We start from the raw sequence: 26,575 nt of genomic DNA, 5'->3' as shown, positions 1-26,575 counted from the left end.
CTTTACAAACACTTTTATCATTGTTAATATACTATCTTGTTGAAATATTTTCGGAGGTGCTAGTAAAATGGCAGTAAAAATTCGTTTAAAACGTATGGGAGCTAAAAAATCTCCTTTCTATCGTATTGTTGTAGCAGATTCTCGTTCACCGCGTGACGGCCGCTTCATCGAAACAGTCGGAACTTACAACCCGCTTGCAAAACCAGCGGAAGTCAAAATCGACGAAGAGCTTGCGCTTAAATGGCTTCAAACAGGAGCTAAACCGTCTGACACGGTTCGCAACCTGTTCTCAAAAGAAGGCATTATGGAAAAATTCCACAACGCTAAACAAAGCAAATAATGAGTGATCTGCACTTGGAAGAGCTGATTGTATCACTGGTCAAGCCGCTTGTGGATCACCCGGATGATGTTCAGGTTTTCAAAGAGGAAAATCCAGAGCGGATTATGTTCCGCCTGTCTGTCAACAGAGAGGATACCGGCAAGATCATCGGCAAAAAAGGGCGCACTGCAAGAGCGATACGCTCTGTCGTATTTGCGGCAGGCGCACAGTCTTCTAAGAAAGTTCAACTTGAGATCGCAGACTAAGGGGAGAGGGTGAAAACCTCCCCCTTTTTTAACATGTAAGAAAAATAGAAACAGATGAACGATTCCGATCGTCAGCTTATGCCAGGCTGCCGGATTTCAGGGAAAGGAAAAATCACGGGACAGTAGGTGATGATGCCATGCAAATTATCCAACGTGTTACCGTTATGCAGGTTTTGACTGAAAACAGCAAAAAAAAGCTGCTGGCTTCTTTTGAAGAACGAAAGGAAATCCTTGAGCGCGAATGCAACCAGCTCTATTTTCAGCTCAGGAAACACGAAAAGGAACACCACAATCCGGCAGCGACTGAATCATTTAAAAAAGAAATTGAAAAACGCCAGGACAAGATTAAAATGATCGTTTTTCAAATCAATCAAATCCACACACTGCCGCTTGGCAGCGAAGTAAAGGAAAAAGAAATCGACGCTTTAATGAACATTGAAGTCGGGGATAATTGGCATGATATGACGACGGGAAAAACAATCGTGATTAAAGACGGGATCGTCATTGAAATTCGTCCGAGGTGAAGAAATGCTGAAACAATGGTTTAATGTAGGGAAAATTGTTAATACTCATGGGGTAAAAGGCGAAGTCCGCGTCATTTCAAGAACCGACTTTCCTGAGGAACGGTACAAGCCCGGAAACGCGCTCTACTTGTTTCGTGAAGGAACAGACGAGCCTGTCCAGGTGACCGTCAGCGCCCACAGGCTTCATAAACAGTTCCACCTTTTGCAGTTTAAAGAGGTTGAAACGCTCACCGAAGCCGAAAAATTCAAGAATGCCTTGATTAAAGTTCCCGAAGACCAATTAAGCCAGTTGGCGGAAGACGAATACTACTTTCACGAAATCATCGGCTGCGATGTTTTCTCGGAAGACGGGGATTTAATCGGCAAGGTGAAAGAAATTTTAACGCCGGGCGCCAACGATGTCTGGGTCGTGGCCAGACCGGGAAAGAAAGACGCGCTCATCCCTTATATCGACGCCGTTGTCAAAGAGATTAATGTGGCGGATCAAACGATCAAGATTCATATCATGGAAGGGTTACTTGACGAATGAAAATCGATTTTTTAACGCTTTTTCCGGAAATGTTTGAAGGCGTGCTCGGCTCGTCGATTCTGCAAAAAGCCCAGGATAAGGACGCTGTCCGCTTTCGCGTGGTGAACTTTCGGGCCTTTTCCGACAACAAGCATCAAACCGTTGATGATTATCCATACGGCGGGGGAGCAGGAATGGTGCTGAAACCGCAGCCTGTCTTTGATGCGGTCGAAAAGCTGACGGCTGAAGCCGAAGGGTCTCCAAGAATCATCCTCGTCTGCCCCCAAGGGGAACGCTATACCCAACAGAAGGCGGAAGAACTGGCGCAGGAAGAGCATTTAATGTTCATTTGCGGGCATTATGAAGGGTATGATGAGCGGATCAGAGAGCACCTGTCTACAGACGAGATTTCGATCGGAGATTTCGTTTTGACAGGGGGAGAGCTGCCGGCGATGATGATCGCAGACAGCGTTGTGCGGCTTTTGCCGGGCGTGCTCGGCAAGGAAGAATCGCATCTTGAAGACTCTTTCAGCACGGGGCTTCTTGAACACCCCCATTACACGCGGCCGGCAGATTACAAAGGCCTGAAGGTGCCGGACGTTCTGACAAGCGGGAACCATGCGAAAATCAAAGAATGGCGGCGGAAGGAGTCTCTCAGGCGCACTTTTTTAAGGCGGCCCGACCTTCTGGAAAACTATCCTTTATCTGAAGAAGAACGAAAATGGATTTCTGAATGGAAAAACCGGTAGATTCTATTGCACCCGGGAAAAAGGTGTGGTATGATACTACTTGTGACTTGAACGGGAACGCTCGTTTAAGTTTGAAAACGATGTTCCGCTGTGCCGGTTAACTCGCGCAAGAGCATCTGTTGGAAGGAGTTGAAGACGATGCAAAAATTGATTGAAGAAATCACAAAAGAACAATTGCGCACTGATTTGCCTGCGTTCCGTCCTGGTGATACTTTACGTGTACACGTTAAAGTTGTCGAGGGTAACCGTGAGCGTATCCAGGTTTTTGAAGGTGTCGTGATTAAGCGTCGTGGTGGCGGAATCAGCGAAACTTTCACAGTTCGTAAGATTTCTTACGGTGTCGGAGTTGAGCGTACATTCCCATTGCACACACCGAAAATCGCGAAAATCGAAGTTGTCCGTCATGGTAAAGTACGCCGTGCGAAACTTTATTACTTGCGCGAACTTCGTGGAAAAGCGGCTCGTATTAAAGAAATCAGACGATAATGATAACGAACGAAAAGAGCTTGTTAACCATAACAAGCTCTTTTTTTGTCAAACAAGTATATATGCACCGCACCATTAAAAGAATAGCAATAACAGAAAGTAGGTGTCAGACAAATGGTGATCCAATGGTTCCCAGGGCATATGGCCAAAGCGAGGCGGGAAGTAACGGAGAAACTCAAGCTGATCGACATTGTATACGAACTGGTCGACGCCAGAATTCCGATGTCTTCAAGAAACCCGATGATTGAAGAGATTTTAAAGAACAAACCGAGAATCATGCTGCTCAACAAAGCGGATAAAGCGGATTCCTCCGTGACAAAGGCTTGGAAGCAGCACTTTGAAAAAGACGGAATTCCTTCCCTCGCCATCAACTCGGTCAACGGGCAGGGGCTCAATCAAATTCTTCCCGCTTCAAAAGAGCTGCTGAAAGAAAAGTTTGATAAAATGAAAGCAAAAGGTGTAAAGCCGCGCGCGATCAGAGCGCTGATCGTCGGCATTCCGAACGTCGGCAAATCGACTTTAATCAACCGGCTGGCGAAAAAAAACATTGCCAAAACGGGCGACAGACCCGGGATCACAACGGCGCAGCAGTGGGTGAAGGTCGGAAAAGAGCTCGAGCTTCTCGATACCCCGGGGATTTTATGGCCGAAGTTTGAGGACGAGCTTGTCGGGCTGAGGCTTGCGGCAACAGGCGCAATTAAAGATTCGATTATCAACTTGCAGGATGTCGCCGTCTACGGTTTGCGCTTTTTGGAAGAGAATTACCCTGAGCGCTTAAAAAAGCGCTATGATCTGGAGGAGATTCCAGAAGAGATTGCAGCGCTTTTTGATGAGATCGGAAAAAAACGCGGCTGTCTCATGGCCGGAGGCGAGATTAATTACGACAAGACGACAGAAGTCATCATCCGCGATATCCGCACCGAAAAGTTCGGTCCGCTTTCTTTTGAAAAGCCGGAGGATATGTAAAAAGGCGCGCTTTTAAAAGAGCGGGCCTTTATTTTTGCAGGAGATGCGCCGATAAGAACATTAGGGGAGAAGAGAAAGTGAAAACATTAACCGTCAAAGAAATTAAAGAACATCTTCAATCGGTGAGTGATGAAAAAGACCCTTTTATAGAGCAGTGCAAAAATGATGGGCGGAAAAGCGTCCAAGCGCTTGTCGACGCCTGGCTGAAGAAAAATGAAAGGCTTTCGGCCATGCGGGAAGAGTGGCAGGTGATGACGTCTTTCGAACGGTCGCTGAGAGCGCGGGGCTATCAATATATCGCCGGAATCGACGAGGCGGGCAGAGGGCCTCTCGCAGGGCCGGTTGTTGCCGCCGCTGTCATTCTCAAAGAAGACTGTGAAATATTAGGGCTGACAGATTCGAAAAAACTGTCAAAGCAAAAAAGAGAAGACTATTATTCATACATAATGGAAGAAGCCGCAGCAGTCGGCGTCGGGATCGCGGACGCCCATGAGATCGATGAGCTGAATATTTATGAAGCCTCGAAAGCGGCGATGCTGAAAGCGGTCCAAGCGCTGGACGTCGCTCCGGATTATCTTCTTATCGACGCCATGTCGCTTGCAGTCGATACAGAGCAGTCATCGATCATTAAAGGGGATGCCAAAAGCGCATCGATAGCGGCAGGCGCATGCATCGCAAAAGTGACGAGAGACAGGCTGATGGATGAATACGCCGAAAAGTATCCTCTCTACGGGTTTGAAAAGCATAAAGGCTACGGAACAAAAGAGCATCTGCATGCCCTTGCCAAATACGGCCCGTCGCCGATACACCGAAGATCGTTCGCCCCTGTTAAAGCACATGAATAACGTTCCGGAGGAAGAATGACTTTGATGATGCTGAACGATGTACATAACAGCTTAAGAAAACAATTTGAACAAGCTGATCCTCTCCAGCGGATCAGCGGGACGGAGACGGATCAGAAAAGACTGATGCTCGGCAAAGTGCTCCGCTTTATCAGCGAGCAGTTCGCCGAAATACAAATCGGCAATACGAAATGGCAGGGGAAGCTTGAGGTACCCCTGAAAGTGGGCGCTCATTACTGGTTTTCGTATGAAAAGAAGCCTGATGAAGCGACAGGCCGCCTTCAGGTCGTTGAAGCGTTTGACAAAAACCCGAAGACAGTGCAGGATGCCGCTTTTAAGCTGTTGAACGGGCTTTCTTTGAAGCGGACGAAGGAAGCTGTCTTTCTGGTCGGAGCGTTGCTGAAGGAGCAGCAGCCGATCAGGGAAAACGATTTAAGAGCCGCCATCAAGTGGCTTGAAAATCTGCCGAAGTCTGACGCCCAAAAAGGCGCCGATGCCGTCATGTTCGCTCTTAAACGCGAACTTCCCGTCCATCCCGGCGTGCTCGATTCGATTTTGGCCGTCAAAAACCCCGTACCGCTGAACGAGCAGATTGCGAAAACGTTTGATATGATCACGAACGCCGCTCAGCTATCCGCAGGCATGGAAAAGCTGAAGCAGGCGCTTTTGCCTGTTTTACAAGCGGAGACCGAGGTGCATGCCGAAAGGCTGATTCAAAAGCTTGCAGAACACGTCAGGTCACTCGAAAAAGGAGAACTGCAGGGCGTTCAGCCATTAAAGCCGCAGGTTCAGTCAGAAGTCGGGAATCCTTTGCAAAAAGCTGACGCCGACGGCACCCAAGGACAAGAAGCAAAAGCTGTTCAGCAGAAGCCGCAAATCGCAGAAATCGCGGCAGCTAAAGACCTGTTCGCTAAATTGGCGGCACAAGCCGAAACGAACGGGACGCATATTGTAAAAGAAGCGGCAGGCGTCATCAGAGCGCTTGAATCGCGCGGATCTCTGGGACAAGCTCCGGCCGTTCCGGGCGGATTCACGCCAAAAGAGACGGAATTATTGCAGCATATCATGAAAGAAACAGCGCCTGCATTAACGAATAAAGCCGATGTATTTTCCGTTCTCCTCAAGATCAAAGACCTTTTAGGCGTCAGAGATGAACTCTCATTGTTGAGAGCGATGGAAAACGGAGCTGTCCTCAAAGAGCAGGGCCTTCAATCTTTAAAGCTCGTGCTGAATGAAATGAGGCATGCTTCCGATCTTCCGGCTCCTGTAAAACAGGAAGCGGACCAAATCTTTCACCGTTTAAACGGACAGCTGTTTTTGCAGAATGATCAGCCTGCCCAAAGCCAGCTTTTTCTGTCGTACCCTTTGTTTTCAAAGAACGGCGTCCAGGATTTGACCGTTTTCTTAAAAGGGCAAAAAAAGGACGACGGAAAGATCGACCCTTCCCAGTGCCGCCTCATGTTTTACCTTCAGTTGGAGGCCTTGGAAGAGACGGTGATCGATTGTTTAATCCAGCAAAACGTCATGACGGTTACAATTGAAACAGGGTTCGACTTGGAGCCTTTGCTTGCACCGCTGGTCCCCGCTTTAAAGGAAAACCTGAAAGAACTGGGCTACAGCTTGTCAGGCGTCACGGCAAAAAAACGGGAAAACATGAAGCTTGCTCCTTTTCTGGACGCCCGTTTTGAACAAATTACAGAGAGCGCAGTGGATGTGAAAATATGAAGGAAGAATCTGTTCCATTAAGAAGAGCTGTTGCGCTTCATTACGATGAAATGAAGGATAAGGCGCCGAAGGTGGTTGCCAAAGGATCGGGATACACGGCGGAGAAGATCATTGAAGAGGCGCAGAAAGCCGGTGTTCCGATTCAGGAAGATGCGACGCTTGTCGAATTAATGCGCCACTTGGAGCTTGACGATCACATTCCTGAAGCGCTCTACGAAATCGTCGCCGAGATCTTTTCATTTGTCTATACGCTTGATGAAAAAATGAAAAAGAGGGAATGACTTTTGAAAAAAAGCCGTTTCCTCTATTAATTTTATATTTTTAATAAAATAAAAGTGTGAATGTTTAGAAGGATTTTACGATTTCTCATCGAAACCTAGACAATCGATCTATGATTATATAAAATGAAAGCGCAGTCTATTTTTATTTTTGCTACATAAGTTAGGAGGATGGGAAATGAATATCCATGAGTACCAAGGGAAAGAAGTACTCAGACAATACGGAGTGGCTGTTCCGGAAGGTAAAGTGGCATTTACAGCAGATGAAGCGGTCAAAGCAGCGGAAGCGCTGTCCAGCTCGGTTTATGTCGTGAAAGCTCAAATTCACGCCGGCGGACGCGGTAAAGCTGGCGGGGTTAAAATTGCAAAATCAAAAGAAGAAGTCAAAGCCTATGCGGAAGAATTGTTGGGGAAGACGCTTGTCACTCACCAGACAGGTCCCGACGGCCAACAAATAAAACGCTTACTTATTGAAGAAGGCTGCGATATCAAAAAAGAATACTATGTCGGTCTGGTTCTTGACAGGGCGACTTCACGCATCGTGCTGATGGCATCCGAAGAGGGCGGCACGGAAATTGAAGAAGTCGCTGAAAAAACGCCGGAAAAAATCGTCAAAGAAGTGATCGATCCGGCTGTCGGACTGCAGAGTTACCAGGCGAGAAAAATCGCCTTCGCCATCAATATCCCGAAAGAGCTTGTCGGCCAAGCCGTTAAGTTTATGATGGGACTGTACAAGGCGTTTACTGAAAAAGACTGTTCCATTGCTGAAATCAATCCGCTCGTCGTCACAGGGGACGGAAAAGTCATGGCCCTTGACGCCAAGCTGAACTTTGACAGCAATGCGCTATACAGACAAAAAGACATCTTGGAGTACAGAGATCTCGATGAAGAAGATCCGAAGGAAATCGAAGCATCCAAGTATGATTTAAGCTATATTTCGCTCGATGGAAACATCGGCTGCATGGTCAACGGAGCGGGGCTTGCGATGTCGACCATGGACATTATCAAGCACTACGGAGGGGAACCGGCCAACTTCCTTGACGTTGGAGGCGGCGCGACAGCTGAAAAGGTAACGGAAGCGTTCAAGATCATTTTGTCTGATCAAAACGTCAAAGGGATCTTTGTCAATATTTTCGGCGGCATCATGAAATGCGACGTCATTGCAGAAGGCGTTGTTGAAGCGACGAAACAAGTCGGTCTGACATTGCCGCTTGTCGTTCGCCTTGAAGGCACCAATGTCGATCTCGGCAAGAAGATCCTCGATGATTCAGGACTCAATATTACGTCTGCGGAATCAATGGCTGACGGCGCGCAGAAAATCGTATCCTTAGTGAAGTAAGAAAGGCAGGGGACCAAAATGAGTGTATTTATTAATAAAGACACAAAAGTCATTGTTCAGGGGATAACGGGTTCAACCGCTTTGTTTCACACAAAGCAGATGCTTGAATACGGAACGAAAATTGTCGGCGGAGTCACACCGGGCAAAGGCGGAACAGAGGTCGAAGGGGTGCCTGTGTTCAACACGGTCGAAGAGGCAGTCAAGCAGACCGGGGCAAATGCGTCTGTCATTTACGTTCCTGCGGCTTTTGCGGCCGATGCGATTATGGAAGCGACAGATGCTGAGCTTGATCTTGTCATCTGTATTACTGAGCACATTCCGGTGCTGGATATGGTAAAAGTGAAAAGGTATATGGAAGACAAGAAAACAAGGCTCATCGGTCCGAACTGTCCGGGAGTCATTACGCCTGAGGAGTGTAAAATCGGGATCATGCCCGGATATATCCATAAAAAAGGCCATGTCGGCGTTGTGTCGCGTTCAGGAACCCTTACATATGAAGCGGTTCATCAGCTTTCAGAAGCAGGAGTCGGCCAGTCGACTGCAGTGGGGATCGGCGGAGACCCTGTCAACGGGACAAACTTCATCGATGTACTGAAGGCGTTTAATGAAGACCCTGATACACATGCGGTGATCATGATCGGCGAAATCGGCGGAACAGCTGAAGAGGAAGCGGCCGAATGGGTGAAAGCCAACATGACCAAACCTGTCGTCGGTTTCATCGGAGGAAAAACAGCGCCTCCCGGCAAGCGCATGGGGCATGCCGGCGCCATCATTTCCGGAGGAAAAGGTACGGCGGACGAAAAGGTCAAAACGATGAATGCCTGCGGTATCGAAGTGGCTGAAACGCCTTCTGTCATGGGAGAAACATTGATTAAAGTGCTGAAGGAAAAAGGCCTTTACGAAACATGTAAAACACACTGATCTTAACATGAGCGGGAATAGTCCGATTGGTCTATTCCTGCTTTTTCATAACTGGTTAAATCGTTTAGTACTTTCAGATTGTTTTGTTTTAAAAATGTTTGGAGTTTTTTGAATGAACGACAGCAGCGATCTTTTGATATTGCTCCGCCTTCGCGGCACACTCTCCCCTTCTCTGCTGACCAAGTGGTGGAAGCAGGATCCTTCCTTGTCTCTTACGGGCGAAAAAAACCATCTTTTAACGAAGCATTCATTAAAAAGATCAGACTTGTGCTCCATACGAAAACTGGCGGAACAAGAACTGTCTAATGTTAAACGGCTCATCCGTTCTTACGAAGCGGCCGGTGTCCGCATGACCGCCATATGTTCCCCCGATTATCCAGCCAGCCTGAAAACCATTCATGACCCGCCTCCCGTCCTTTTTTTTAAAGGCAACGTTAAACTTCTCCATGAACAAAGACTGATCGGAATCGTCGGAACCCGTAGCCCGTCATTATACGGAAAAAGAGCAGCGGTTCACCTTGTCAGTGAGCTTTGCAAAAAAAGCTGGACGATCGTCAGCGGCCTTGCAAAAGGAATTGACGGCCTCGCCCATCAGGAGAGCATCCGTTCAAAGGGAAGGACAATCGGCGTCATCGCGGGCGGATTCAATAACATATATCCCCGTGAACACCGCCAGCTCGCCGGTCAAATGGCCGAAAACCACCTGCTGGTATCAGAGCACCCTCCCGACGTTAAACCTCAAAAATGGCACTTTCCGATGCGAAATCGGCTGATCAGCGGATTAACGGAAGGAATCGTTGTCGTCCAAGGAAAGGAAAAGAGCGGGTCGCTCATCACAGCATATCAGGCCCTTGAGCAGGGGCGGGAGGTGTTCGCCGTGCCGGGTCCGATCTTTGACGCCAACTCTTTCGGTCCTTCAAGGCTGATCCAGGAAGGGGCGAAACTCGTATTGAATATTGAAGATATTTTGAGCGAACTGTCGCCTTCACGGACTCAATATCCGGAACCTGTTTAGAATTATCGTTTGACAAACCGTATTGTAATATTTAATAATAGTGAGGATTTCAAGTTTAAACGCTTTAATCGGCGTTCAACATATAGAAGGATTAAATCAGACACTTTTCGTAAAAATAATGATTATATAGACGACGATTATGCTGAATACAATAAAAAGGCTAAATTGAAAAGAGAGAGAACACCTCTTGAGGGGGATAATGTTATGTCCGAATACTTAGTCATCGTGGAATCGCCTGCAAAGGCAAAAACGATTGAGCGATACTTAGGAAAAAAATATAAAGTGAAAGCTTCGATGGGACACGTCAGAGACTTGCCGAAAAGCCAGATGGGCGTTGACATCGAGCAGAACTTTGAACCAAAATACATTACGATCCGCGGGAAAGGCCCCGTGTTGAAAGAATTAAAAACGGCCGCCAAAAAGGCAAAAAAAGTCTATCTCGCAGCCGACCCCGACAGGGAAGGGGAAGCGATCGCGTGGCATTTGGCGCACAGCCTTGATCTGGACCTGAATTCCGACTGCCGCGTCATATTTAATGAAATTACAAAAGATGCGATCAAAGATTCATTTAAGCATCCGCGCATGATCAATATGGATCTTGTCGACGCCCAGCAGGCGAGAAGAATTCTGGACCGCCTTGTAGGGTACAAAATCAGCCCGATTTTATGGAAAAAAGTAAAAAAAGGCTTGAGTGCGGGACGTGTCCAATCTGTTGCGCTCCGCCTTATCATTGACAGGGAAAAAGAAATCAACGATTTTAAACCTGAAGAATATTGGACCATTGAAGGGTCTTTTCTCAAAGGCAAAGAAACATTTGAAGCGAGCTTCTTCGGAATAAACGGCGAAAAGCACCAGTTGAAAAGCGAAGAAGATGTAAAGCAAATCCTCTCCCAGATCAAAGGGAACAAATTTGAGGTTAAAAAGGTTACGAAAAAAGAACGTAAGCGGAACCCTGCGCTCCCGTTTACGACATCGACGCTTCAGCAGGAAGCGGCGCGTAAATTAAATTTCCGGGCAAAGAAAACAATGATGATCGCCCAGCAGCTTTATGAAGGAATCGATCTCGGCAAAGAAGGAACTGTCGGGTTAATCACTTATATGAGAACGGATTCAACCCGCATCTCGAATACAGCTCAAGAAGAAGCGGCATCATTCATCGGCGAACAGTACGGAAAAGAATTTTTGGGGAGCAAGCGAAAGCCTGCCAAAAAGAATGAAAACGCCCAGGATGCCCACGAAGCGATCAGGCCGACCTCGGTGCTCAGAAAGCCTTCCGATCTGAAGGCGGTATTGGGAAGAGACCAGCTTCGGCTATACAAGCTGATCTGGGAGCGCTTTGTCGCAAGCCAGATGGCTCCGGCGACACTCGATACGATGAGCGTCGATCTTGAAAACAACGGGTTGACATTTCGGGCGAACGGCAGTAAAGTCAAGTTTTCAGGTTTCATGAAGGTGTACGTTGAAGGAAAAGACGATCAGATGGAAGAGAAGAATAAGATGCTTCCGGATCTCGCTGAAGGCGACACCGTTCTTTCAAAAGATATCGAGCCCGAACAGCACTTCACACAGCCGCCTCCGCGCTATACGGAAGCAAGGCTGGTCAAAACGCTTGAAGAGCTGGGAATCGGCCGTCCGTCCACATACGCGCCGACGCTTGACACAATTCAAAAGCGCGGGTATGTCGCCCTTGATAACAAACGCTTTATCCCGACTGAGCTCGGTCAGATCGTGCTTGACTTGATCATGGAGTTTTTCCCTGAGATCATTAATGTCGAGTTCACCGCCAAAATGGAGAAAGAGCTCGATGACGTTGAAGACGGAAACATTCAATGGGTGCAGATCATCGATTCCTTTTACAAGGACTTTGAAAAACGCGTTGAAAAAGCGGAAGCCGAGATGCAGGAAGTGGAAATCGAACCGGAGTATGCGGGTGTGGACTGTGAAGAGTGCGGCCATCCGATGGTCTATAAAATGGGCCGCTACGGCAAATTTATGGCTTGCTCCAATTTTCCCGACTGCCGCAACACCAAGCCGATTGTAAAAGAGATCGGCGTCAAATGCCCTTCATGCAAAACCGGCAACATCGTCGAGCGAAAATCGAAAAAACGCCGCATTTTTTACGGCTGTGACCGCTATCCTGAATGCGAATTCGTATCATGGGATAAACCGCTTGAACGGAAATGTCCGAAATGCGAGGACATGCTTGTGGAGAAAAAGCTCAAAAAAGGCGTTCAAGTGCAGTGCGTGAATTGCGATTATAAGGAAGAACAACAAAAGTAGCGGTGAGCAGGGCTTTGCTCACCTTCTTTGTTGTGTTAAAAGATGAAGTCAACTCATAAATTAGGAGATGTGAATATGAATCAAACAGTAAATGTCATCGGTGCAGGACTTGCCGGAAGCGAAGCGGCATGGCAGCTTGCCAAGCGAGGTATCAATGTCCGTTTATACGAAATGAGGCCTGTTAAGCAAACGCCGGCACACCATACAGATAAATTTGCAGAACTTGTCTGCAGCAACTCGCTACGGGCGAATTCATTAACGAACGCTGTCGGTGTATTAAAGGAAGAAATGCGGGTTCTTGACTCGGCCATCATCGCTGCTGCTGACGAATGTTCTGTTCCTGCCGGCGGTGCGCTTGCCGTAGACAGGCATGAATTTGCCGCAAACGTTACCGAAAAAGTAAAGAATCATCCGAATGTGACCGTGCTCAATGAAGAAGTCACGGAAATACCGGAAGGGCCGACAATTATTGCGACAGGACCGCTGACGTCAGAAGCGCTTTCCGCAAAGCTCCGGGAGCTGACAGGCGAAGACTATCTGTACTTTTATGACGCCGCTGCGCCGATTGTTGAGAAAGACAGCCTTGACATGGATAAAGTCTATTTGAAATCCCGCTATGACAAAGGGGAGGCAGCGTATTTGAACTGTCCGATGACAGAAGAAGAGTTTGACAGGTTTTATGACGCCCTTGTGTCTGCGGAAACCGTTCCATTGAAAGAATTTGAAAAGGAAATCTTCTTTGAAGGCTGCATGCCGATTGAAGTCATGGCGAAGCGCGGCAAAAAAACGATGCTGTTCGGCCCGATGAAGCCTGTCGGACTCGAAGATCCCAAAACAGGAAAGCGTCCATACGCCGTTGTGCAGCTGCGCCAAGATGATGCAGCCGGCACGCTTTACAATATCGTCGGTTTTCAGACCCACCTCAAATGGGGCGACCAAAAGGAAGTGCTCCGCCTCATTCCGGGACTGGAACAAGCTGAAATCGTCCGCTACGGCGTAATGCACAGAAATACGTTCATCAACTCGCCGAGTCTTTTAAAAGCGACCTACCAGTTTAAAAAACGGGACGATCTGTTTTTCGCCGGCCAAATGACAGGTGTTGAAGGGTATGTTGAATCAGCGGCTTCAGGTCTTGTTGCCGGAATAAATGCGGCTCGGCTCATCCAGGGAAAAGAACCGGTCACTTTTTCAAATGAAACAGCGATCGGCAGCATGGCCCATTACATCACGGAAACAAACAAGAAAAACTTCCAGCCGATGAATGCGAACTTCGGTCTGTTCAAGGAATTGGGGGTTAAAATTAAAAACAAGCAGGAACGAAACGAACAGTATGCTTCGCGCGCATTGGAGACAATTCAAAATATTTCGAAAATGCTATAGTTATTCATTGCCAGATGAACTTGTTATGTGATAACATTTAAAAGCCCTTTTCGAAGAGGTGTAATGATGGCAAATGTTAAGAATTTTTTAACTTTATTCATTGAATATTTACAAATAGAAAAGAATTATTCAAAATATACAATTGTGGGTTACATTTCTTCCATTGAAGACTTTGAACGCTTTTTACAAGTTCAGGGAATAAAAGGTTTTGAAGACGTGACTTATCCGGATGTGAGAATTTTCTTGACGGAAGCGCATGAAAAAGGGCTTACTCGCAGGACGATCAGCAAGAAAATTTCGGCTCTGCGAAGCTTCTATAAATTTTTATTAAGGGAAAAGATGGTAAAAGAAAACCCGTTTCTGCTTGTCAGTCTTCCGAAACAGGATAAACGGATTCCAAAGTTTTTATATGAAAAAGAACTTGAAGAACTGTTTGAGGTTTCGGACCTGAGTACACCGCTCGGCCAAAGAAATCAGGCGCTCTTGGAACTTCTTTACGCAACGGGCATGCGGGTAAGCGAACTTTGCAGCCTGAAGGAATCTGATTTGGATCTGTTTTTAGATACGGTTTTGGTTCACGGGAAAGGCAGGAAGCAAAGGTATATTCCATTTGGTTCATTCGCCCGGGAGGCTTTGGATCTGTATTTGCAAAATGGAAGACGCATCCTTCTGTTAAAAGCGAAAGAGCCCTGCCCTTTTATTTTTTTGAATCAAAGGGGCGGGCCCTTAACCCCGAGGGGGGTTCGTTACATTTTGGGAGAACTGGTCAAGAAGACTTCGGGTACATTACATATACATCCGCATATGCTCCGCCATACTTTTGCCACCCATTTGTTAAATGAGGGTGCGGATCTCAGGAGCGTTCAGGAACTACTTGGGCATTCAAACCTTTCTTCAACCCAGGTGTATACGCATGTATCTAAGGATATGCTCAGAAAGACATATATGTCTCATCACCCTCGGGCACATAAAGGGAAATAAAGGAGGTTCTTTTATGTCATCTTTTCACGCAACGACGATATTCGCCGTCCAGCACAACGGAAAAAGCGCGATGGCGGGAGACGGCCAGGTTACGTTCGGTCAGGCTGTCGTCATGAAGCATACCGCTAGAAAGGTAAGAAAGCTCTTCAACGGGAAAGTCATTGCCGGCTTTGCCGGTTCTGTTGCGGACGCTTTCACGCTCTTTGAAATGTTTGAAGCGAAGCTTGAAGAGTACAACGGCAATTTGCAGCGGGCGGCAGTCGAGCTTGCAAAAGAGTGGCGAAGCGATAAAGTCCTCAGAAAGCTTGAGGCGATGCTGATTGTCATGAATGCTGACAGCATGCTGCTCGTTTCCGGAACAGGCGAGGTGATTGAACCTGACGACGGCATTTTGGCGATCGGCTCAGGCGGAAACTACGCCCTGGCAGCCGGAAGGGCGCTGAAACGTCATGCAGGCGGCCAGCTTGACGCAAGAGCGATTGCGAGGGCCTCACTTGAAACCGCGGGCGAAATCTGTGTGTATACGAACGATCAGATCATTGTAGAAGAACTTGAATAGAAAGGATATGAGGCATATGGAAAAAAAGCCGCTGACTCCTAGGCAGATCGTCGAAAGGCTTGATCAATACATCGTCGGCCAGCTCGATGCGAAAAAAGCGGTCGCCGTGGCATTGAGGAACCGCTACAGAAGAAGTCTTCTTGATGAAAAACTGCGCGAAGAAATCGTTCCGAAAAACATATTGATGATGGGTCCGACAGGTGTGGGAAAAACCGAGATTGCAAGACGAATCGCGAAGCTCGTCGGCGCTCCGTTCGTCAAAATCGAAGCGACGAAGTTCACGGAAGTCGGTTATGTGGGCAGAGATGTAGAATCGATGGTCAGGGATCTTGTGGAAACGTCAATCCGCCTCGTCAAAGAGGAAAAAATGAACGAAGTGAAAGGCATCGCCGAAGAAAACGCAAATAAACGCCTCGTCCGCCTGCTTGTACCGGGAAGAAAAAAACAGTCGGGTGCAAAAAATCCTTTTGAAATGCTGTTTGGCGGAAATCAGGATCAAGAGACGAATGAAGCGGAAAAGCATGAAGACACGGATATCGAAAACAACCGGAAGCGGATTGCACATCAGCTTGCTCTCGGCGAGCTTGAAGACCATTATGTCACCGTTGAGGTGGAGGAGCAGCAGCCGTCCATGTTTGATATGCTCCAAGGCTCGGGTATGGAACAGATGGGCATGAACATGCAGGATGCGCTCAGCAGCCTGATGCCGAAAAAGAAAAAGCGCCGCAAACTTACGGTCAGGGAAGCGCGAAAAGTGCTGACGAATGAAGAAGCGGCAAAGCTCATCGATATGGACGAAGCTGCCCAGGAAGCCGTCCTGAGAGCCGAACAGTCGGGAATCATCTTTATCGATGAGATCGATAAAATCGCCAAAAAGAGCGGTGCTTCTTCATCGGCCGACGTCTCAAGAGAGGGTGTGCAGCGCGATATTCTTCCGATTGTAGAAGGCTCTACCGTCATGACAAAGTACGGTGCGGTCAAAACGGATCACGTGCTGTTCATCGCTGCAGGTGCATTCCATATGGCGAAGCCTTCAGATCTAATTCCAGAGCTGCAGGGACGCTTTCCGATCCGCGTTGAACTTCAAAAGCTGAGCATCGATGATTTTGTGAAAATCTTAACTGAGCCTGACAACGCTCTTCTTAAGCAGTATAAGGCTTTATTGAAGACGGAAGGTATATCTCTTGAATTTTCTGACGATGCTATTCGTAAGATTGCAGAAGTGGCTTATCATGTGAACCAGGACACAGACAATATCGGGGCGAGAAGGCTTCACACCATTTTGGAACGTCTTTTGGAAGAACTGTCATTCGAGGCTCCGGATGTGACGATGGAGGAAGTGGTCATCACGCCTCAATATGTTGAAGAAAAGCTTGGTTCGATCGCTAAGAATAAGGATTTAAGCCAGTTTATTTTATAAACAATTAAATAAGAGTAATTTAGGAGGATCAATTTATTATGGCTTTATTACAAAAAACAAGAAAGATTAATGCAATGCTGCAAAATGCGGCAGGGAAGCCGGTTAATTTTAAAGAAATGGCCGAAACGCTTCGCGATGTGATTGATTCGAACATTTTCGTCGTCAGCCGCAGAGGAAAGCTTCTCGGTTTCTCGATCAACCAGCAGATCGAAAATGACCGGATGAAAAAAATGCTTGAAGAGCGCCAGTTTCCTGAAGATTATACAAAAAGCCTGTTCAACATTCCGGAAACGTCATCTAACCTTGACATCAACAGCGAATACACAGCTTTCCCTGTGGAAAACCGCGATTTGTTCCAAGCGGGTCTGACCACGGTCGTTCCGATCATCGGAGGAGGCGAAAGACTGGGCACCTTGATTCTGTCCCGCCTTCAGGAGAAATTCGAGGATGACGATCTGATCCTTGCCGAATATGGCGCCACTGTCGTAGGAATGGAAATTCTCAGAGAGAAAGCGGAAGAGATCGAAGAGGAAGCGCGCAGCAAAGCGGTCGTTCAAATGGCGATCAGTTCACTATCTTACAGCGAGCTTGAAGCAATTGAACATATTTTTGAGGAGCTTGACGGAAATGAAGGCCTGCTTGTCGCTAGTAAAATTGCAGACCGCGTCGGCATCACCCGCTCGGTCATTGTCAACGCGCTCCGTAAACTTGAAAGCGCCGGTGTCATTGAATCAAGGTCACTAGGGATGAAAGGCACATACATCAAAGTGCTGAACAACAAATTTTTGATGGAGTTAGAAAAACTAAAGTCTCATTAAAAGGCGAAAGCCGCAGAACATGCCGTTCTGCGGCTTTTTTTATTTCATGTTTTAAACTATATTATCGTAATTTTTTCATATCAAAAAACAACTAAAACGCGGTGCAAAATCAATGCGTTACTTGAATAAAAGATATACTAACATAATTTTTTGAAACTTTAATGAACGTAACATTACATAGTTCTTATAATCTAGGTCAAAATACCTATTCATAAAATAGATATTTCTTACGATTTTTTTTTGCTTCCAGATCATAGACTTTAAGCCTATTATTCCTTACAATAGGCTTATGGTTTTTACAATTCTCGACAAGATTTTAAGACAGATGGAAAAAGATTGGAGGTATTTGGACGGTGGATATATTTTCAGGAACGATACATAGACTAGAGGGAGCCTTGAATCAAGCGAACATTAAGCAAAAAGTCATAACGAACAATCTGGCCAATGTAGATACACCGAACTACAAGGCGAAAAAAGTATCCTTCAAAAATGTGCTGAATGAGGAGTCCTCCCGGATTAATGCCATAAAAACAGACTATAGACACATTGACTTTAAAGGGAATGAGCCAAATTATTCAGTTGTGTCGAGAAAGAATACAACTTATCAAGAAAACGGGAACAATGTGGACGTTGATCAGGAAATGAGTGAAATGGCGAAAAATCAAATCCAGTATCAAGCGCTGGTTGAAAGAATAAGCGGAAAATTCAACTCGCTAAGAACCGCGATTACAGGAGGTAAATAATGGGGGTATTCAATAGCATCAACATTTCAGCTTCAGCGTTGACTGCACAGAGAGTCAGAATGGATACCGTTTCTTCCAACCTGGCAAACATGGATACGACGAGAGCGAAGCTGGTTGACGGACAGTGGCAGCCGTATAGAAGAAAGCTTGTATCGACGGCTCCGAAAGGCGAATCCTTTTCATCCGTTCTACAATCATCGATGAATGCATCGGCGAGAGTCGGCGAAGGGGTGAAGGTGACCAAGATAAGCGAAGACAAAACACCGTTTAAGCTCGTTTATGATCCGACCCATCCCGACGCAAACGAAGACGGATACGTGCAGATGCCGAATGTCGATCCGCTAAAAGAGATGGTCGATTTAATGAGCAGCACAAGGTCATATGAAGCGAATGTCACAGCGATGAATGCGACAAAAGGAATGCTGATGAAAGCACTAGAAATCGGAAAGTAGGGTGATGACACGAATGGTTAATGGAATCTCTCCGTTTGGAGTTCAATCCGTGCAGGCGGGAACGAATGCAACAAATCAGATCAAGAACAAGCAGGACGGTTCAGAGAACCAAGTCAGCTTTTCCAACGTGCTGAAAGATTCTATCAATGCTTTGAATCAATCTCAAAATGAATCTGATAAACTGACAAACGCGCTTGCTCTCGGTCAGGATGTCAACCTTGATGAAGTGATGATTGCAGCCCAGAAGGCAAACATTACATTGACGGCTGCGACGGAATTCCGCAACAAAGCGGTTGAAGCTTATCAGGAAATCATGAGAATGCAAATGTAAGAAAGGAGTCTGAAAGCGAAGAGAATTAGTGTAACTACCGGGGGAGTAAGATGAATCGTAATTTATTGCAAATTAAAACGAAAATAACTGATTTTTGGAAAAACAGATCAAAGCTGCAGAAGATTCTGCTGATCGGCATTGTCGCTCTGGCAGTCATCCTGTCAATCATCATTGGAATTGTTGCTTCGTCAAATAAAATGGTGCCGCTCTATAAAGATTTGTCAGCTGAAGAAACCGGCCAAATCAAACAGGTGCTCGATGAAAAAGGTATTCCATCTGAAGTTGCGACTGACGGTTCAGTCATCAAAGTTCCGGAAGAAAAAGTCGATGAACTGAAAGTCGATCTTGCCGCAGAGGGCCTTCCGAAAAGCGGGAGCATCGATTATTCATTCTTTGGCGAAAATGCCGGTTTCGGCATGACGGACAACGAATTTGACGTTTTGAAAGTGAAAGCCACGCAAACCGAGCTATCCAACCTCATCAAAGGAATAGACGGGATTAAAGATTCGAAGGTTATGATTAACCTGCCGAAGGAATCCGTCTTTGTCGGAGAGGAAAAGCCGGAAGCATCCGCTTCGATTGTTCTTCAGGTGAAGCCCGGCCACACGCTTGATCAAAATGAAATCAACGGCCTTTATCATCTCGTATCGAAAAGCGTGCCGAACCTTGACCCGAAAAACATCGTGATCATGGATCAAAACTCCACATATTACGATCAAACAGGCAAAGAGTCCGGTTCTTACGCCGACAGCTATTCTTCCCAAAGGGAAGTCAAGGCCCAGATCGAAAAGGACCTGCAAAGACAAATCCAAACCATGCTCGGCACGATGATGGGACAGGATAAAGTAGTTGTATCCGTCACATCCGACATCGACTTCACAAAAGAAAACAGGACGGAAGATCTGGTTGAACCTGTCGACAAAGAAAATATGGAAGGGATCACGGTCAGCGCAGAGCGCGTCAGTGAAACGTATTCCGGACAGGGAGCGCAAGCTGGAGGCGTCAACGGAACAGGTGAAAACGATGTGACAAACTATGCGGAGACAGAAGGCGGAACAGGCAACGGAGACTACGAAAAAAGCGAAGAACGAATCAACAATGAAGTCAACAAAATCCATAAAGAAATCGCCGAAAGTCCGTACAAAATCAGAGATCTGGGCGTCCAGGTCATGGTTGAACCGCCTGATGCGAAGAACCCGCAGTCACTGCCTGCTGAAAGAGAAGATGATATTAAGAAAATCCTCTCAACCATTGTGAAAACATCGATCGACAAGAACTATGAAGAAGAGCCGCTGACAGATGAGGATATTGAAAATAAAATCGTTGTTTCTGTCCAATCGTTCGACGGCAAGCAGACAATCGATGAAGGAACGGAAACAGGCGGTATACCGATGTGGATTTACATCGCAGGCGGAGCAGCGCTTGTTGCTGTAATCGGCCTCATCATCTGGCTTGTCAGAAGACGTAAAAATAGAGATGACGAATACGAGGAAGAATGGTATGAAACGCCTCAGGAACCGATTCGTGTTGCTGATGTGAACAATGAAAAAGAGACGGAAGAAACTGTCAGACGAAAACAGCTTGAAAAAATGGCGAAAGATAAGCCTGAAGAATTCGCCAAATTGTTGCGCAGCTGGCTGACCGAGGATTAGGAGGAGTATTGAAATGGCAAAAATGAAACAAGACAGGCTTACAGGCAAACAAAAAGCGGCCATTCTCATGATATCCTTAGGGCTTGATGTGTCAGCTTCCGTTTACAAGCATTTAACAGATGAAGAAATCGAAAGGCTGACGCTTGAAATATCAAATGTCAGAGCTGTATCACCAGAGAAAAAAGATGAAATTATTCAGGAATTTCATGAAACGGCTATTGCTCAAGAATATATATCACAAGGCGGCATTCACTACGCCAAGCAGGTGCTTGACAAAGCGCTCGGCGAAGACAAAGCCGCCAGCATTATCAACAGGCTGACATCGTCTCTTCAAGTCAGACCGTTCGATTTTGCCAGAAAAGCGGATCCCGAGCAGATTCTGAACTTTATCCAGCATGAACATCCGCAGACGATCGCATTGATTCTGTCTTATCTCGATCCCGTGCAATCCGGTCAGATATTGTCAGAACTGAATCAGGATGTGCAGGCAGAGGTTGCAAGACGGATCGCTGTCATGGACAGGACGTCGCCGGAAATCATCAATGAAGTCGAACAGATTTTGGAGCAAAAGTTATCCTCCACATTCACTCAGGACTACACGCAGACCGGCGGCATTGAAGCCGTTGTCGAAGTGTTGAACGGAGTTGACAGAGGTACAGAGAAAACGATCCTTGACTCCCTTGAAATCCAGGATCCTGAGCTTGCCGACGAGATTAAAAAGCGGATGTTCGTCTTTGAAGATATCGTTACGCTGGATAACCGCGCCATTCAAAGGGTTATCCGCGATGTGGAAAACGACGATCTGCTTCTCTCCCTCAAAGTGGCCAGCGAAGAGGTCAAAGACATCGTCTTCAGCAATATGTCGCAGCGTATGGCTGAAACATTTAAAGAAGAAATGGAATTCATGGGCCCTGTGCGTCTGCGTGACGTAGAAGAAGCTCAATCCAGAATCGTAAGCGTCATCCGAAGACTTGAAGAAGCAGGTGAGATCGTAATCGCCAGAGGTGGAGGAGATGATATCATTGTCTAACATTATTAAACAGCGATTATCATCAATACCGCCAAAAGAAAGGCGGACGATTTCATTAAAGGAAGTCAAATTTCCTGAAACAGAAACTGAACTTGATACCGGACAGGATCCGGAATTCCTCCTCGATCATGCCAGACAGGAAGCAGGGAAAATATACGAAAAAGCGAACGCTGAACTCGAACAGGTCAGACGGCAAATCGAAGAGGAAAGGATAAGCTGGGAAACAGAACGCGAAGCGCTGATAGACCAGGCGAAACAAGAAGGCTTTCAAGCGGGGTTTGAACAGGGAAAGGCCGAGGCCCAAAGCACTTATCAATCCTATTTGGATGAAGCCAACGCCATCGTCGGAGCGGCGAGGCGTGACTATGAAGAAAAAATCGAACAATCTTCCGAAGAAATTGTCGAACTTGCCGTGTCGCTGGCTAAAAAAGTTTGGAATCAAAAGACTGACGACAAAGAAGCTTTTTCAGCCCTCGTCAAACAGGTGCTGTCCGAAATGAAAGAGTTCGATGACATTGCCGTCTATGTGGATCCGGAGTATTACACAGAGGTTCAAAGCCACAAAAACGAACTTGAGCAGCTCCTCCAATATGGCGCCCATCTCGCGATATACGCCGATGAAATAGCGCCAAAGGGAACGTGCTATGTTGAAACGGCCTTCGGAAGAATTGATGCAGGAATCGACACTCAATTACAGCAGCTGAAACAAAAACTGCTCAGCCTGCTTGAAACGGCAGGTGTTGTCCAGTGATGCTTGAGCAGCTGCTTGAATGTATAGAAACCGCAGACTCCTACAAACGTTACGGAAAAGTCAAACAAGCGGTCGGCCTGATGATTGAATCCAAAGGACCTGAATGCTCAATCGGTGATGTCTGCAAAATCTATACAAAAGGTGACGGGCCAAAGGCCATCAAAGCTGAGGTCGTCGGCTTCAAAGACCAAAATATTCTTCTCATGCCATATTTGGAAGCGGCCAATATTGCACCCGGCAGCATTGTCGAAGCGACGGGAGAATCGCTCAGAGTTAAAGTCGGCTCCGGCTTGATCGGGCAAGTTGTCGATGCATTCGGCAATCCGCTCGACGGCAGCGCGCTTCCGAAAGGTTTGGCTCAAGTTTCGACAGACCAGGCGCCACCTAATCCGATGAAAAGACCGCCAATCAGAGAAAAAATGGCGGTCGGCGTCAGATCAATCGACAGTCTGCTGACCGTCGGAAAAGGACAGCGTGTCGGGATATTCGCCGGAAGCGGCGTCGGAAAAAGCACGCTTATGGGAATGATTGCAAGAGAGACGGCCGCAGACTTGAATGTCATCGCTCTTGTCGGAGAGCGGGGCCGCGAAGTCAGAGAGTTCATTGAGAAAGATCTCGGCGAAGAAGGGCTGAAGCGCACGATCGTTGTAGTGGCTACGTCCGACCAGCCGGCATTGATGCGGCTGAAAGCGGCCTATACAGCAACAGCGATTGCCGAGTACTTCCGCGACAAAGGACAAAATGTGATGTTCATGATGGACTCGGTGACAAGGGTTGCCATGGCTCAGAGGGAAATAGGCCTGGCGACGGGCGAACCGCCGACGACGAAAGGTTATACACCCTCAGTGTTCGCTATTTTACCTAAGCTCTTAGAACGAACAGGAACGACGGAAAACGGGTCAATAACTGCTTTCTATACGGTTCTTGTCGACGGTGATGATATGAATGAACCGATCGCCGATACTGTCAGGGGAATCTTGGACGGTCATATCGTTCTTGACCGGAGCCTTGCGAATAAAGGCCAGTTTCCGGCAGTCAACATCTTAAAAAGCATCAGCAGGGTGATGTCAAACATCGCCGGGAAAGATCATATAAGAGCAGCGAACCGGTTCAGGGAAATGCTGTCAACCTATCAAAACTCAGAGGACCTGATCAACATAGGAGCCTATAAAAAAGGGTCTTCCAGAGAAATTGATGAGGCCATACAATTCCACCCTAAGCTGATCAGCTTCCTCAAGCAGGAAGTGGATGAAGCGGCGTCGCTGGAAGAGAGCATTTCTTTATTAAAGAGTCTTACAGGAAGAGAGGATTAAGAATGGCTTATTCATTTAAATTTCAAAAGCTCCTCGAGCTTAAAGAAAATGAAAAAGACCAATCATTCGCTGAATATCAGCACTCAGTTTCCGAATTCGAAAAGGTCGCGGAAAAGCTGTATGAAAGCATGAACCAAAAAGAAACGCTAGAAAAAAACAAGGAAATCAAGATGCAGACAGGAATGAGCGTTCAGGAAATGCGGCATTATCAGCAATTTGTCACAAATCTTGAAACGACTATCTACCATTATCAAAAGCTCGTCATGATGAAGAGAAATGAAATGAATGAAAAACAGCACGATCTGACGGAAAAAAATATCGAGCTGAAAAAATTTGAAAAAATGAAAGAAAAGCAGTTTGAAATGTATTCGCTGCAAAACAAAGCAAATGAGTTAAAGGAAATGGACGATATCTCCATTGCCCAGTACATAACTCAAGGAAGCTAGGGGTAGAAAAACGATGACCGAAGAAAAAAAAGCCGGTAAATTTCAGACATTTTTGTTTGTCATCGTCATTCCGCTGATCTTTTTAATCGTTGTAGCGTTTGTCGGCATGTGGCTTTTGGGCGTCAATTTCCAGGATGCAGCCTCCAAAATCCCCGTTGTTAAAGAGCTTGTGAAAAACGGCGAGGATCAGGACAAAGATCACGCAGCAAAGCAGCAGGAGAACAAAGCAGAAAAGCTCCAAAAGACGATCGATGAACAAAAAAGCGAAATCGAAACGCTGACGAGTGACTTGAAAACGAGTGATCAAGAGATTAAAAGGCTGAAACAAAAAATCAGCTCGTTCGAAAAAACGGAAAAAGATGAAAAAGAGCAGAAAGAAAAGAACGCCGAAGGTCAAGGAGACGGAAAAAAAGTCGTCAAAATTTATGAAAGCATGCAAAGCAATAAAGCTGCAAAAATTTTAAGCGAATTAAAAGAAGAAGAGGCAATCAACATTTTAGATTCTTTAAGCAAAAAGAAAGTGACTGAGATCCTCTCCAAAATGTCTCCTGATAAAGCGGCTGTATTCACAGAAAAGCTTGTGAAAAACGAAGCGAAAAATGAAAAGAAAAAAGAAGGGGGGGAATAGCTTGAGGCTTTTTGACGCAATCTCTTTTGATGCCAAGCCTGCGGCGGATACCGCAACTGCAAAAACGAGCAGGACGCCTCTGGGCGGACTCTTTCAAAATGTGCTCCAAAAGGAAAATAGCTCAGTTTCCCCTTTTCAAAAGGGAGAAGAACCTTCTCAGGACACGTCATTGGAAGGGCTTTTGCATGAACTGAAGCAATGGCTTTTAAATAATGAAGGCGGCTCCTTCAATGAAGGCTGGCTGAATTCCCTCCAGCATGTTGAAGAGCTGAATCCATCTCCGGATGAACTCGCATTGGCAGAACAGCTGTTACAGCAAATAAAAGAGCTGCTTGAAAATGCCGCTCTGCCTGGACAATCAGGTAAAACAGCTGATGCTATTGAAGCTTTGCCTACTGACGAAAGCGGGACAGAAGAGCCGAAACTGCCTGACCTGCAAATTCTTGGTCAGATTCAGCAGCTGCTCGCTGTGATCGTAAATGAAAATCAACCGGCACTCAAAACTTCACAAATCGCAGAAATATTGAAACAAGCGCCGGAATTTCTCGCCGCTCTTCAGACAAAGGCGGGAACAGAAGGGCTGATTGATGAACTTAAACGCCAATTTTTCACGAAAGATCCGGGTGAGTCGCAGCTTTTGTCCATGTCAAACGCTGAGCTGAAAAGCTTGAAAAGTATAATGGAGCAGATGATGAGCGCAAACGCTGAACCGGATCCAAAAGAGTGGAAAATGGCGGAAAGCGAACTAAAGGCAATGCTCATGAGCAAAAAAACCGATGTCTCTCTTTCCGAGAAGCCGTTGTCCTTTGTTTTGAACGGAAGGGAAATTCAAACTGAAGGAAAGCAAGGCCAAAAGGAACAGCCGATTCAGTCCTCTGTACTGGCCAATCATCGGACAGGCGCAGTGCTGATCCAGGGTCTCCAAACCGCGGCGGCAGAGGAATCTTCCGCTCAGCCGAAAAGCTTTTCAGAACAAATTCTCAGCTCATGGAAACAGATGAAGTATACACCGTTCGGCAGATCGACAGGCAGTTTCACAATCCGCCTGAATCCTGAAAATCTCGGCTTTATCACGATCAAACTCGTCAAACAGCACGGGATGTTTTCGAGCAAAATCATCGCATCGACCCAGTCGGCTAAAGAGCTGCTCGAACACAATCTCGCGTACCTTAAACAGGCGCTGCCCAACATGTCTGTACAAATTGACCGCTTCGGTGTGCCGCTTCAAAACGGCGATCAGACCTTCGGACAGCTGGCGGACGAACAGAAAAACCAACATCAGCCGAAGGAAGATCAGCAAAAAGAGCAGGAAAATGAGGATTTTCAGGAGTTTCTGGATGAGCTTATCGAGACTCGATCACTGGACAGCGAGGAGGAGATCTAATGCCTGACACTTCAATTGATACAAGAACTGCCATAGGGACAACAAACACGAAATCGACGACATCCGATTTTTTATCCGAGGCAAAAAAAGCCGAAAAAGCAGGGAGCGGCTCCAATCTTGGCAAGGATGAATTTTTGAAACTGCTCATGAAACAACTGCAGTATCAAGACCCCTTAAATCCGATGGAAGACCGTGAATTCATTGCGCAAATGGCGACCTTTTCAAGCCTTGAGCAACTAACGAATCTGAACACAACGATGTCGGCGTTCGTCGGTCTTCAGGACCCGATGACGATGTATGTCAGCTGGATCGGAAAAGAAGTCACCTATGAAGGTGAAGACAGCGAAGAAAAAACAGCGCTCGTCAAATCAGTTAAAAGCTCAGACGGACAGTATCTGCTTGTCCTTGACGATGGAACCGAAGTCAATCCGTGGAATGTGACGGCGGTCAGTCATTCTGACAAATAAAA

Annotated in this window: 30 protein-coding genes; all 30 read left to right on the top strand. The window is 46.6% G+C overall.

The window, feature by feature from the left end:
• The first annotated feature begins 67 nt into the window (after positions 1 to 67).
• The 30 genes from rpsP to flgD all read left to right on the top strand — a co-directional run bounded on the left by rpsP (position 68) and on the right by flgD (position 26,573).
• A complete protein-coding gene (gene rpsP, locus ACVC9U_RS10440; RefSeq protein ID WP_003181719.1) occupies positions 68 to 340 on the top strand; it encodes a 30S ribosomal protein S16 in 273 nt (90 codons plus the stop codon).
• Positions 340 to 585: a KH domain-containing protein gene (locus ACVC9U_RS10435; protein WP_003181721.1), complete on the top strand. Its 246-nt coding sequence runs from the start codon at positions 340 to 342 to the stop codon at positions 583 to 585. The genes rpsP and ACVC9U_RS10435 overlap by 1 nt, the downstream gene beginning before the upstream one ends.
• A 137-nt stretch (positions 586 to 722) precedes the next feature.
• Positions 723 to 1,109, top strand: a complete 387-nt coding sequence (locus ACVC9U_RS10430; RefSeq protein WP_075752859.1) for a YlqD family protein — start codon at positions 723 to 725, stop codon at positions 1,107 to 1,109.
• Positions 1,110 to 1,113: 4 nt separating this feature from the next.
• A complete protein-coding gene (gene rimM, locus ACVC9U_RS10425; protein ID WP_075752857.1) occupies positions 1,114 to 1,638 on the top strand; it encodes a ribosome maturation factor RimM in 525 nt (174 codons plus the stop codon).
• On the top strand, positions 1,635 to 2,366 hold the full coding sequence (gene trmD, locus ACVC9U_RS10420) for a tRNA (guanosine(37)-N1)-methyltransferase TrmD (RefSeq protein WP_075752855.1): 732 nt from the start codon (positions 1,635 to 1,637) through the stop codon (positions 2,364 to 2,366). Before rimM ends, trmD begins: the two co-directional genes overlap by 4 nt.
• A 138-nt stretch (positions 2,367 to 2,504) precedes the next feature.
• Entirely contained in the window at positions 2,505 to 2,852 is a 348-nt protein-coding gene (rplS, locus tag ACVC9U_RS10415; protein WP_003181728.1) for a 50S ribosomal protein L19, read from the top strand.
• 114 nt (positions 2,853 to 2,966) lie between these two features.
• Positions 2,967 to 3,818, top strand: coding sequence for a ribosome biogenesis GTPase YlqF (gene ylqF / locus ACVC9U_RS10410; protein WP_020451374.1), 852 nt, complete (start codon positions 2,967 to 2,969; stop codon positions 3,816 to 3,818).
• A gap of 77 nt (positions 3,819 to 3,895) precedes the next feature.
• The gene (locus ACVC9U_RS10405) at positions 3,896 to 4,663 is read left to right on the top strand and encodes a ribonuclease HII (protein ID WP_075752853.1); all 768 of its coding nucleotides are present in this window, start codon (positions 3,896 to 3,898) and stop codon (positions 4,661 to 4,663) included.
• Positions 4,664 to 4,687: 24 nt separating this feature from the next.
• Positions 4,688 to 6,385 carry a hypothetical protein gene (locus ACVC9U_RS10400; protein ID WP_075752851.1) on the top strand — a complete coding sequence of 566 codons (1,698 nt, stop codon included), beginning with the start codon at positions 4,688 to 4,690 and terminating at the stop codon, positions 6,383 to 6,385.
• The gene (locus ACVC9U_RS10395) at positions 6,382 to 6,666 is read left to right on the top strand and encodes a FlhB-like flagellar biosynthesis protein (protein ID WP_025811381.1); all 285 of its coding nucleotides are present in this window, start codon (positions 6,382 to 6,384) and stop codon (positions 6,664 to 6,666) included. Before ACVC9U_RS10400 ends, ACVC9U_RS10395 begins: the two co-directional genes overlap by 4 nt.
• Positions 6,667 to 6,841: 175 nt before the next feature.
• On the top strand, positions 6,842 to 8,002 hold the full coding sequence (sucC, locus tag ACVC9U_RS10390; protein ID WP_075752849.1) for an ADP-forming succinate--CoA ligase subunit beta: 1,161 nt from the start codon (positions 6,842 to 6,844) through the stop codon (positions 8,000 to 8,002).
• 18 nt (positions 8,003 to 8,020) lie between these two features.
• The gene (gene sucD, locus ACVC9U_RS10385) at positions 8,021 to 8,923 is read left to right on the top strand and encodes a succinate--CoA ligase subunit alpha (RefSeq protein WP_020451379.1); all 903 of its coding nucleotides are present in this window, start codon (positions 8,021 to 8,023) and stop codon (positions 8,921 to 8,923) included.
• Positions 8,924 to 9,035: 112 nt separating this feature from the next.
• A complete protein-coding gene (gene dprA / locus ACVC9U_RS10380) occupies positions 9,036 to 9,938 on the top strand; it encodes a DNA-processing protein DprA (RefSeq protein ID WP_075752847.1) in 903 nt (300 codons plus the stop codon).
• 204 nt (positions 9,939 to 10,142) lie between these two features.
• Positions 10,143 to 12,218, top strand: coding sequence for a type I DNA topoisomerase (topA, locus tag ACVC9U_RS10375; RefSeq protein ID WP_441390772.1), 2,076 nt, complete (start codon positions 10,143 to 10,145; stop codon positions 12,216 to 12,218).
• A gap of 75 nt (positions 12,219 to 12,293) precedes the next feature.
• Positions 12,294 to 13,598, top strand: coding sequence for an FADH(2)-oxidizing methylenetetrahydrofolate--tRNA-(uracil(54)-C(5))-methyltransferase TrmFO (trmFO, locus tag ACVC9U_RS10370; RefSeq protein WP_075752845.1), 1,305 nt, complete (start codon positions 12,294 to 12,296; stop codon positions 13,596 to 13,598).
• A 66-nt stretch (positions 13,599 to 13,664) separates the two neighbouring features.
• A complete protein-coding gene (xerC, locus tag ACVC9U_RS10365; RefSeq protein ID WP_020451383.1) occupies positions 13,665 to 14,579 on the top strand; it encodes a tyrosine recombinase XerC in 915 nt (304 codons plus the stop codon).
• 13 nt (positions 14,580 to 14,592) lie between these two features.
• Positions 14,593 to 15,138 (top strand): ATP-dependent protease subunit HslV, encoded by a 546-nt coding sequence (gene hslV, locus ACVC9U_RS10360; RefSeq protein WP_020451384.1) that lies wholly within the window; start codon positions 14,593 to 14,595, stop codon positions 15,136 to 15,138.
• A gap of 16 nt (positions 15,139 to 15,154) precedes the next feature.
• The gene (hslU, locus tag ACVC9U_RS10355; protein ID WP_020451385.1) at positions 15,155 to 16,558 is read left to right on the top strand and encodes an HslU--HslV peptidase ATPase subunit; all 1,404 of its coding nucleotides are present in this window, start codon (positions 15,155 to 15,157) and stop codon (positions 16,556 to 16,558) included.
• A gap of 38 nt (positions 16,559 to 16,596) precedes the next feature.
• Positions 16,597 to 17,376, top strand: coding sequence for a GTP-sensing pleiotropic transcriptional regulator CodY (gene codY / locus ACVC9U_RS10350; RefSeq protein ID WP_003181756.1), 780 nt, complete (start codon positions 16,597 to 16,599; stop codon positions 17,374 to 17,376).
• Positions 17,377 to 17,729: 353 nt separating this feature from the next.
• Positions 17,730 to 18,119 carry a flagellar basal body rod protein FlgB gene (gene flgB, locus ACVC9U_RS10345; RefSeq protein WP_003181758.1) on the top strand — a complete coding sequence of 130 codons (390 nt, stop codon included), beginning with the start codon at positions 17,730 to 17,732 and terminating at the stop codon, positions 18,117 to 18,119.
• Positions 18,119 to 18,571 (top strand): flagellar basal body rod protein FlgC, encoded by a 453-nt coding sequence (flgC, locus tag ACVC9U_RS10340; protein WP_009328519.1) that lies wholly within the window; start codon positions 18,119 to 18,121, stop codon positions 18,569 to 18,571. Before flgB ends, flgC begins: the two co-directional genes overlap by 1 nt.
• 13 nt (positions 18,572 to 18,584) lie before the next feature.
• The gene (gene fliE, locus ACVC9U_RS10335; protein WP_003181764.1) at positions 18,585 to 18,902 is read left to right on the top strand and encodes a flagellar hook-basal body complex protein FliE; all 318 of its coding nucleotides are present in this window, start codon (positions 18,585 to 18,587) and stop codon (positions 18,900 to 18,902) included.
• A 50-nt stretch (positions 18,903 to 18,952) separates the two neighbouring features.
• Positions 18,953 to 20,554, top strand: coding sequence for a flagellar basal-body MS-ring/collar protein FliF (gene fliF / locus ACVC9U_RS10330; RefSeq protein WP_441390767.1), 1,602 nt, complete (start codon positions 18,953 to 18,955; stop codon positions 20,552 to 20,554).
• A gap of 13 nt (positions 20,555 to 20,567) precedes the next feature.
• Positions 20,568 to 21,584, top strand: coding sequence for a flagellar motor switch protein FliG (gene fliG / locus ACVC9U_RS10325; RefSeq protein ID WP_020451391.1), 1,017 nt, complete (start codon positions 20,568 to 20,570; stop codon positions 21,582 to 21,584).
• Positions 21,568 to 22,335: a flagellar assembly protein FliH gene (fliH, locus tag ACVC9U_RS10320; protein ID WP_318602050.1), complete on the top strand. Its 768-nt coding sequence runs from the start codon at positions 21,568 to 21,570 to the stop codon at positions 22,333 to 22,335. Before fliG ends, fliH begins: the two co-directional genes overlap by 17 nt.
• Positions 22,335 to 23,648, top strand: coding sequence for a flagellar protein export ATPase FliI (fliI, locus tag ACVC9U_RS10315; protein ID WP_065644130.1), 1,314 nt, complete (start codon positions 22,335 to 22,337; stop codon positions 23,646 to 23,648). Before fliH ends, fliI begins: the two co-directional genes overlap by 1 nt.
• A gap of 2 nt (positions 23,649 to 23,650) precedes the next feature.
• On the top strand, positions 23,651 to 24,094 hold the full coding sequence (fliJ, locus tag ACVC9U_RS10310; RefSeq protein ID WP_020451394.1) for a flagellar export protein FliJ: 444 nt from the start codon (positions 23,651 to 23,653) through the stop codon (positions 24,092 to 24,094).
• 13 nt (positions 24,095 to 24,107) lie between these two features.
• A complete protein-coding gene (locus ACVC9U_RS10305) occupies positions 24,108 to 24,722 on the top strand; it encodes a MotE family protein (RefSeq protein ID WP_020451395.1) in 615 nt (204 codons plus the stop codon).
• Between the two features lies 1 nt (position 24,723).
• Entirely contained in the window at positions 24,724 to 26,106 is a 1,383-nt protein-coding gene (locus tag ACVC9U_RS10300) for a flagellar hook-length control protein FliK (RefSeq protein ID WP_214485556.1), read from the top strand.
• A complete protein-coding gene (flgD, locus tag ACVC9U_RS10295) occupies positions 26,106 to 26,573 on the top strand; it encodes a flagellar hook assembly protein FlgD (protein ID WP_023857206.1) in 468 nt (155 codons plus the stop codon). Before ACVC9U_RS10300 ends, flgD begins: the two co-directional genes overlap by 1 nt.
• Positions 26,574 to 26,575 lie beyond the last annotated feature (2 nt).

The sequence above is a fragment of the Bacillus sp. GM2 genome (assembly GCF_056155945.1).
Note: the sequence above shows the minus strand (reverse complement) of the source record. Positions and strands in the feature narration are given on the sequence as shown.

Coding starts and splice junctions, on each gene's coding strand:
- rpsP (WP_003181719.1), top strand. CDS start 68: ATGGCAGTAAAAATTCGTTTAAAACGTATGGGAGCTAAAAAATCTCCT.
- ACVC9U_RS10435 (WP_003181721.1), top strand. CDS start 340: ATGAGTGATCTGCACTTGGAAGAGCTGATTGTATCACTGGTCAAGCCG.
- ACVC9U_RS10430 (WP_075752859.1), top strand. CDS start 723: ATGCAAATTATCCAACGTGTTACCGTTATGCAGGTTTTGACTGAAAAC.
- rimM (WP_075752857.1), top strand. CDS start 1,114: ATGCTGAAACAATGGTTTAATGTAGGGAAAATTGTTAATACTCATGGG.
- trmD (WP_075752855.1), top strand. CDS start 1,635: ATGAAAATCGATTTTTTAACGCTTTTTCCGGAAATGTTTGAAGGCGTG.
- rplS (WP_003181728.1), top strand. CDS start 2,505: ATGCAAAAATTGATTGAAGAAATCACAAAAGAACAATTGCGCACTGAT.
- ylqF (WP_020451374.1), top strand. CDS start 2,967: ATGGTGATCCAATGGTTCCCAGGGCATATGGCCAAAGCGAGGCGGGAA.
- ACVC9U_RS10400 (WP_075752851.1), top strand. CDS start 4,688: ATGATGCTGAACGATGTACATAACAGCTTAAGAAAACAATTTGAACAA.
- ACVC9U_RS10395 (WP_025811381.1), top strand. CDS start 6,382: ATGAAGGAAGAATCTGTTCCATTAAGAAGAGCTGTTGCGCTTCATTAC.
- sucC (WP_075752849.1), top strand. CDS start 6,842: ATGAATATCCATGAGTACCAAGGGAAAGAAGTACTCAGACAATACGGA.
- sucD (WP_020451379.1), top strand. CDS start 8,021: ATGAGTGTATTTATTAATAAAGACACAAAAGTCATTGTTCAGGGGATA.
- dprA (WP_075752847.1), top strand. CDS start 9,036: ATGAACGACAGCAGCGATCTTTTGATATTGCTCCGCCTTCGCGGCACA.
- topA (WP_441390772.1), top strand. CDS start 10,143: ATGTCCGAATACTTAGTCATCGTGGAATCGCCTGCAAAGGCAAAAACG.
- trmFO (WP_075752845.1), top strand. CDS start 12,294: ATGAATCAAACAGTAAATGTCATCGGTGCAGGACTTGCCGGAAGCGAA.
- xerC (WP_020451383.1), top strand. CDS start 13,665: ATGGCAAATGTTAAGAATTTTTTAACTTTATTCATTGAATATTTACAA.
- hslV (WP_020451384.1), top strand. CDS start 14,593: ATGTCATCTTTTCACGCAACGACGATATTCGCCGTCCAGCACAACGGA.
- hslU (WP_020451385.1), top strand. CDS start 15,155: ATGGAAAAAAAGCCGCTGACTCCTAGGCAGATCGTCGAAAGGCTTGAT.
- codY (WP_003181756.1), top strand. CDS start 16,597: ATGGCTTTATTACAAAAAACAAGAAAGATTAATGCAATGCTGCAAAAT.
- flgC (WP_009328519.1), top strand. CDS start 18,119: ATGGGGGTATTCAATAGCATCAACATTTCAGCTTCAGCGTTGACTGCA.
- fliE (WP_003181764.1), top strand. CDS start 18,585: ATGGTTAATGGAATCTCTCCGTTTGGAGTTCAATCCGTGCAGGCGGGA.
- fliF (WP_441390767.1), top strand. CDS start 18,953: ATGAATCGTAATTTATTGCAAATTAAAACGAAAATAACTGATTTTTGG.
- fliG (WP_020451391.1), top strand. CDS start 20,568: ATGGCAAAAATGAAACAAGACAGGCTTACAGGCAAACAAAAAGCGGCC.
- fliH (WP_318602050.1), top strand. CDS start 21,568: ATGATATCATTGTCTAACATTATTAAACAGCGATTATCATCAATACCG.
- fliI (WP_065644130.1), top strand. CDS start 22,335: ATGCTTGAGCAGCTGCTTGAATGTATAGAAACCGCAGACTCCTACAAA.
- fliJ (WP_020451394.1), top strand. CDS start 23,651: ATGGCTTATTCATTTAAATTTCAAAAGCTCCTCGAGCTTAAAGAAAAT.
- ACVC9U_RS10305 (WP_020451395.1), top strand. CDS start 24,108: ATGACCGAAGAAAAAAAAGCCGGTAAATTTCAGACATTTTTGTTTGTC.
- flgD (WP_023857206.1), top strand. CDS start 26,106: ATGCCTGACACTTCAATTGATACAAGAACTGCCATAGGGACAACAAAC.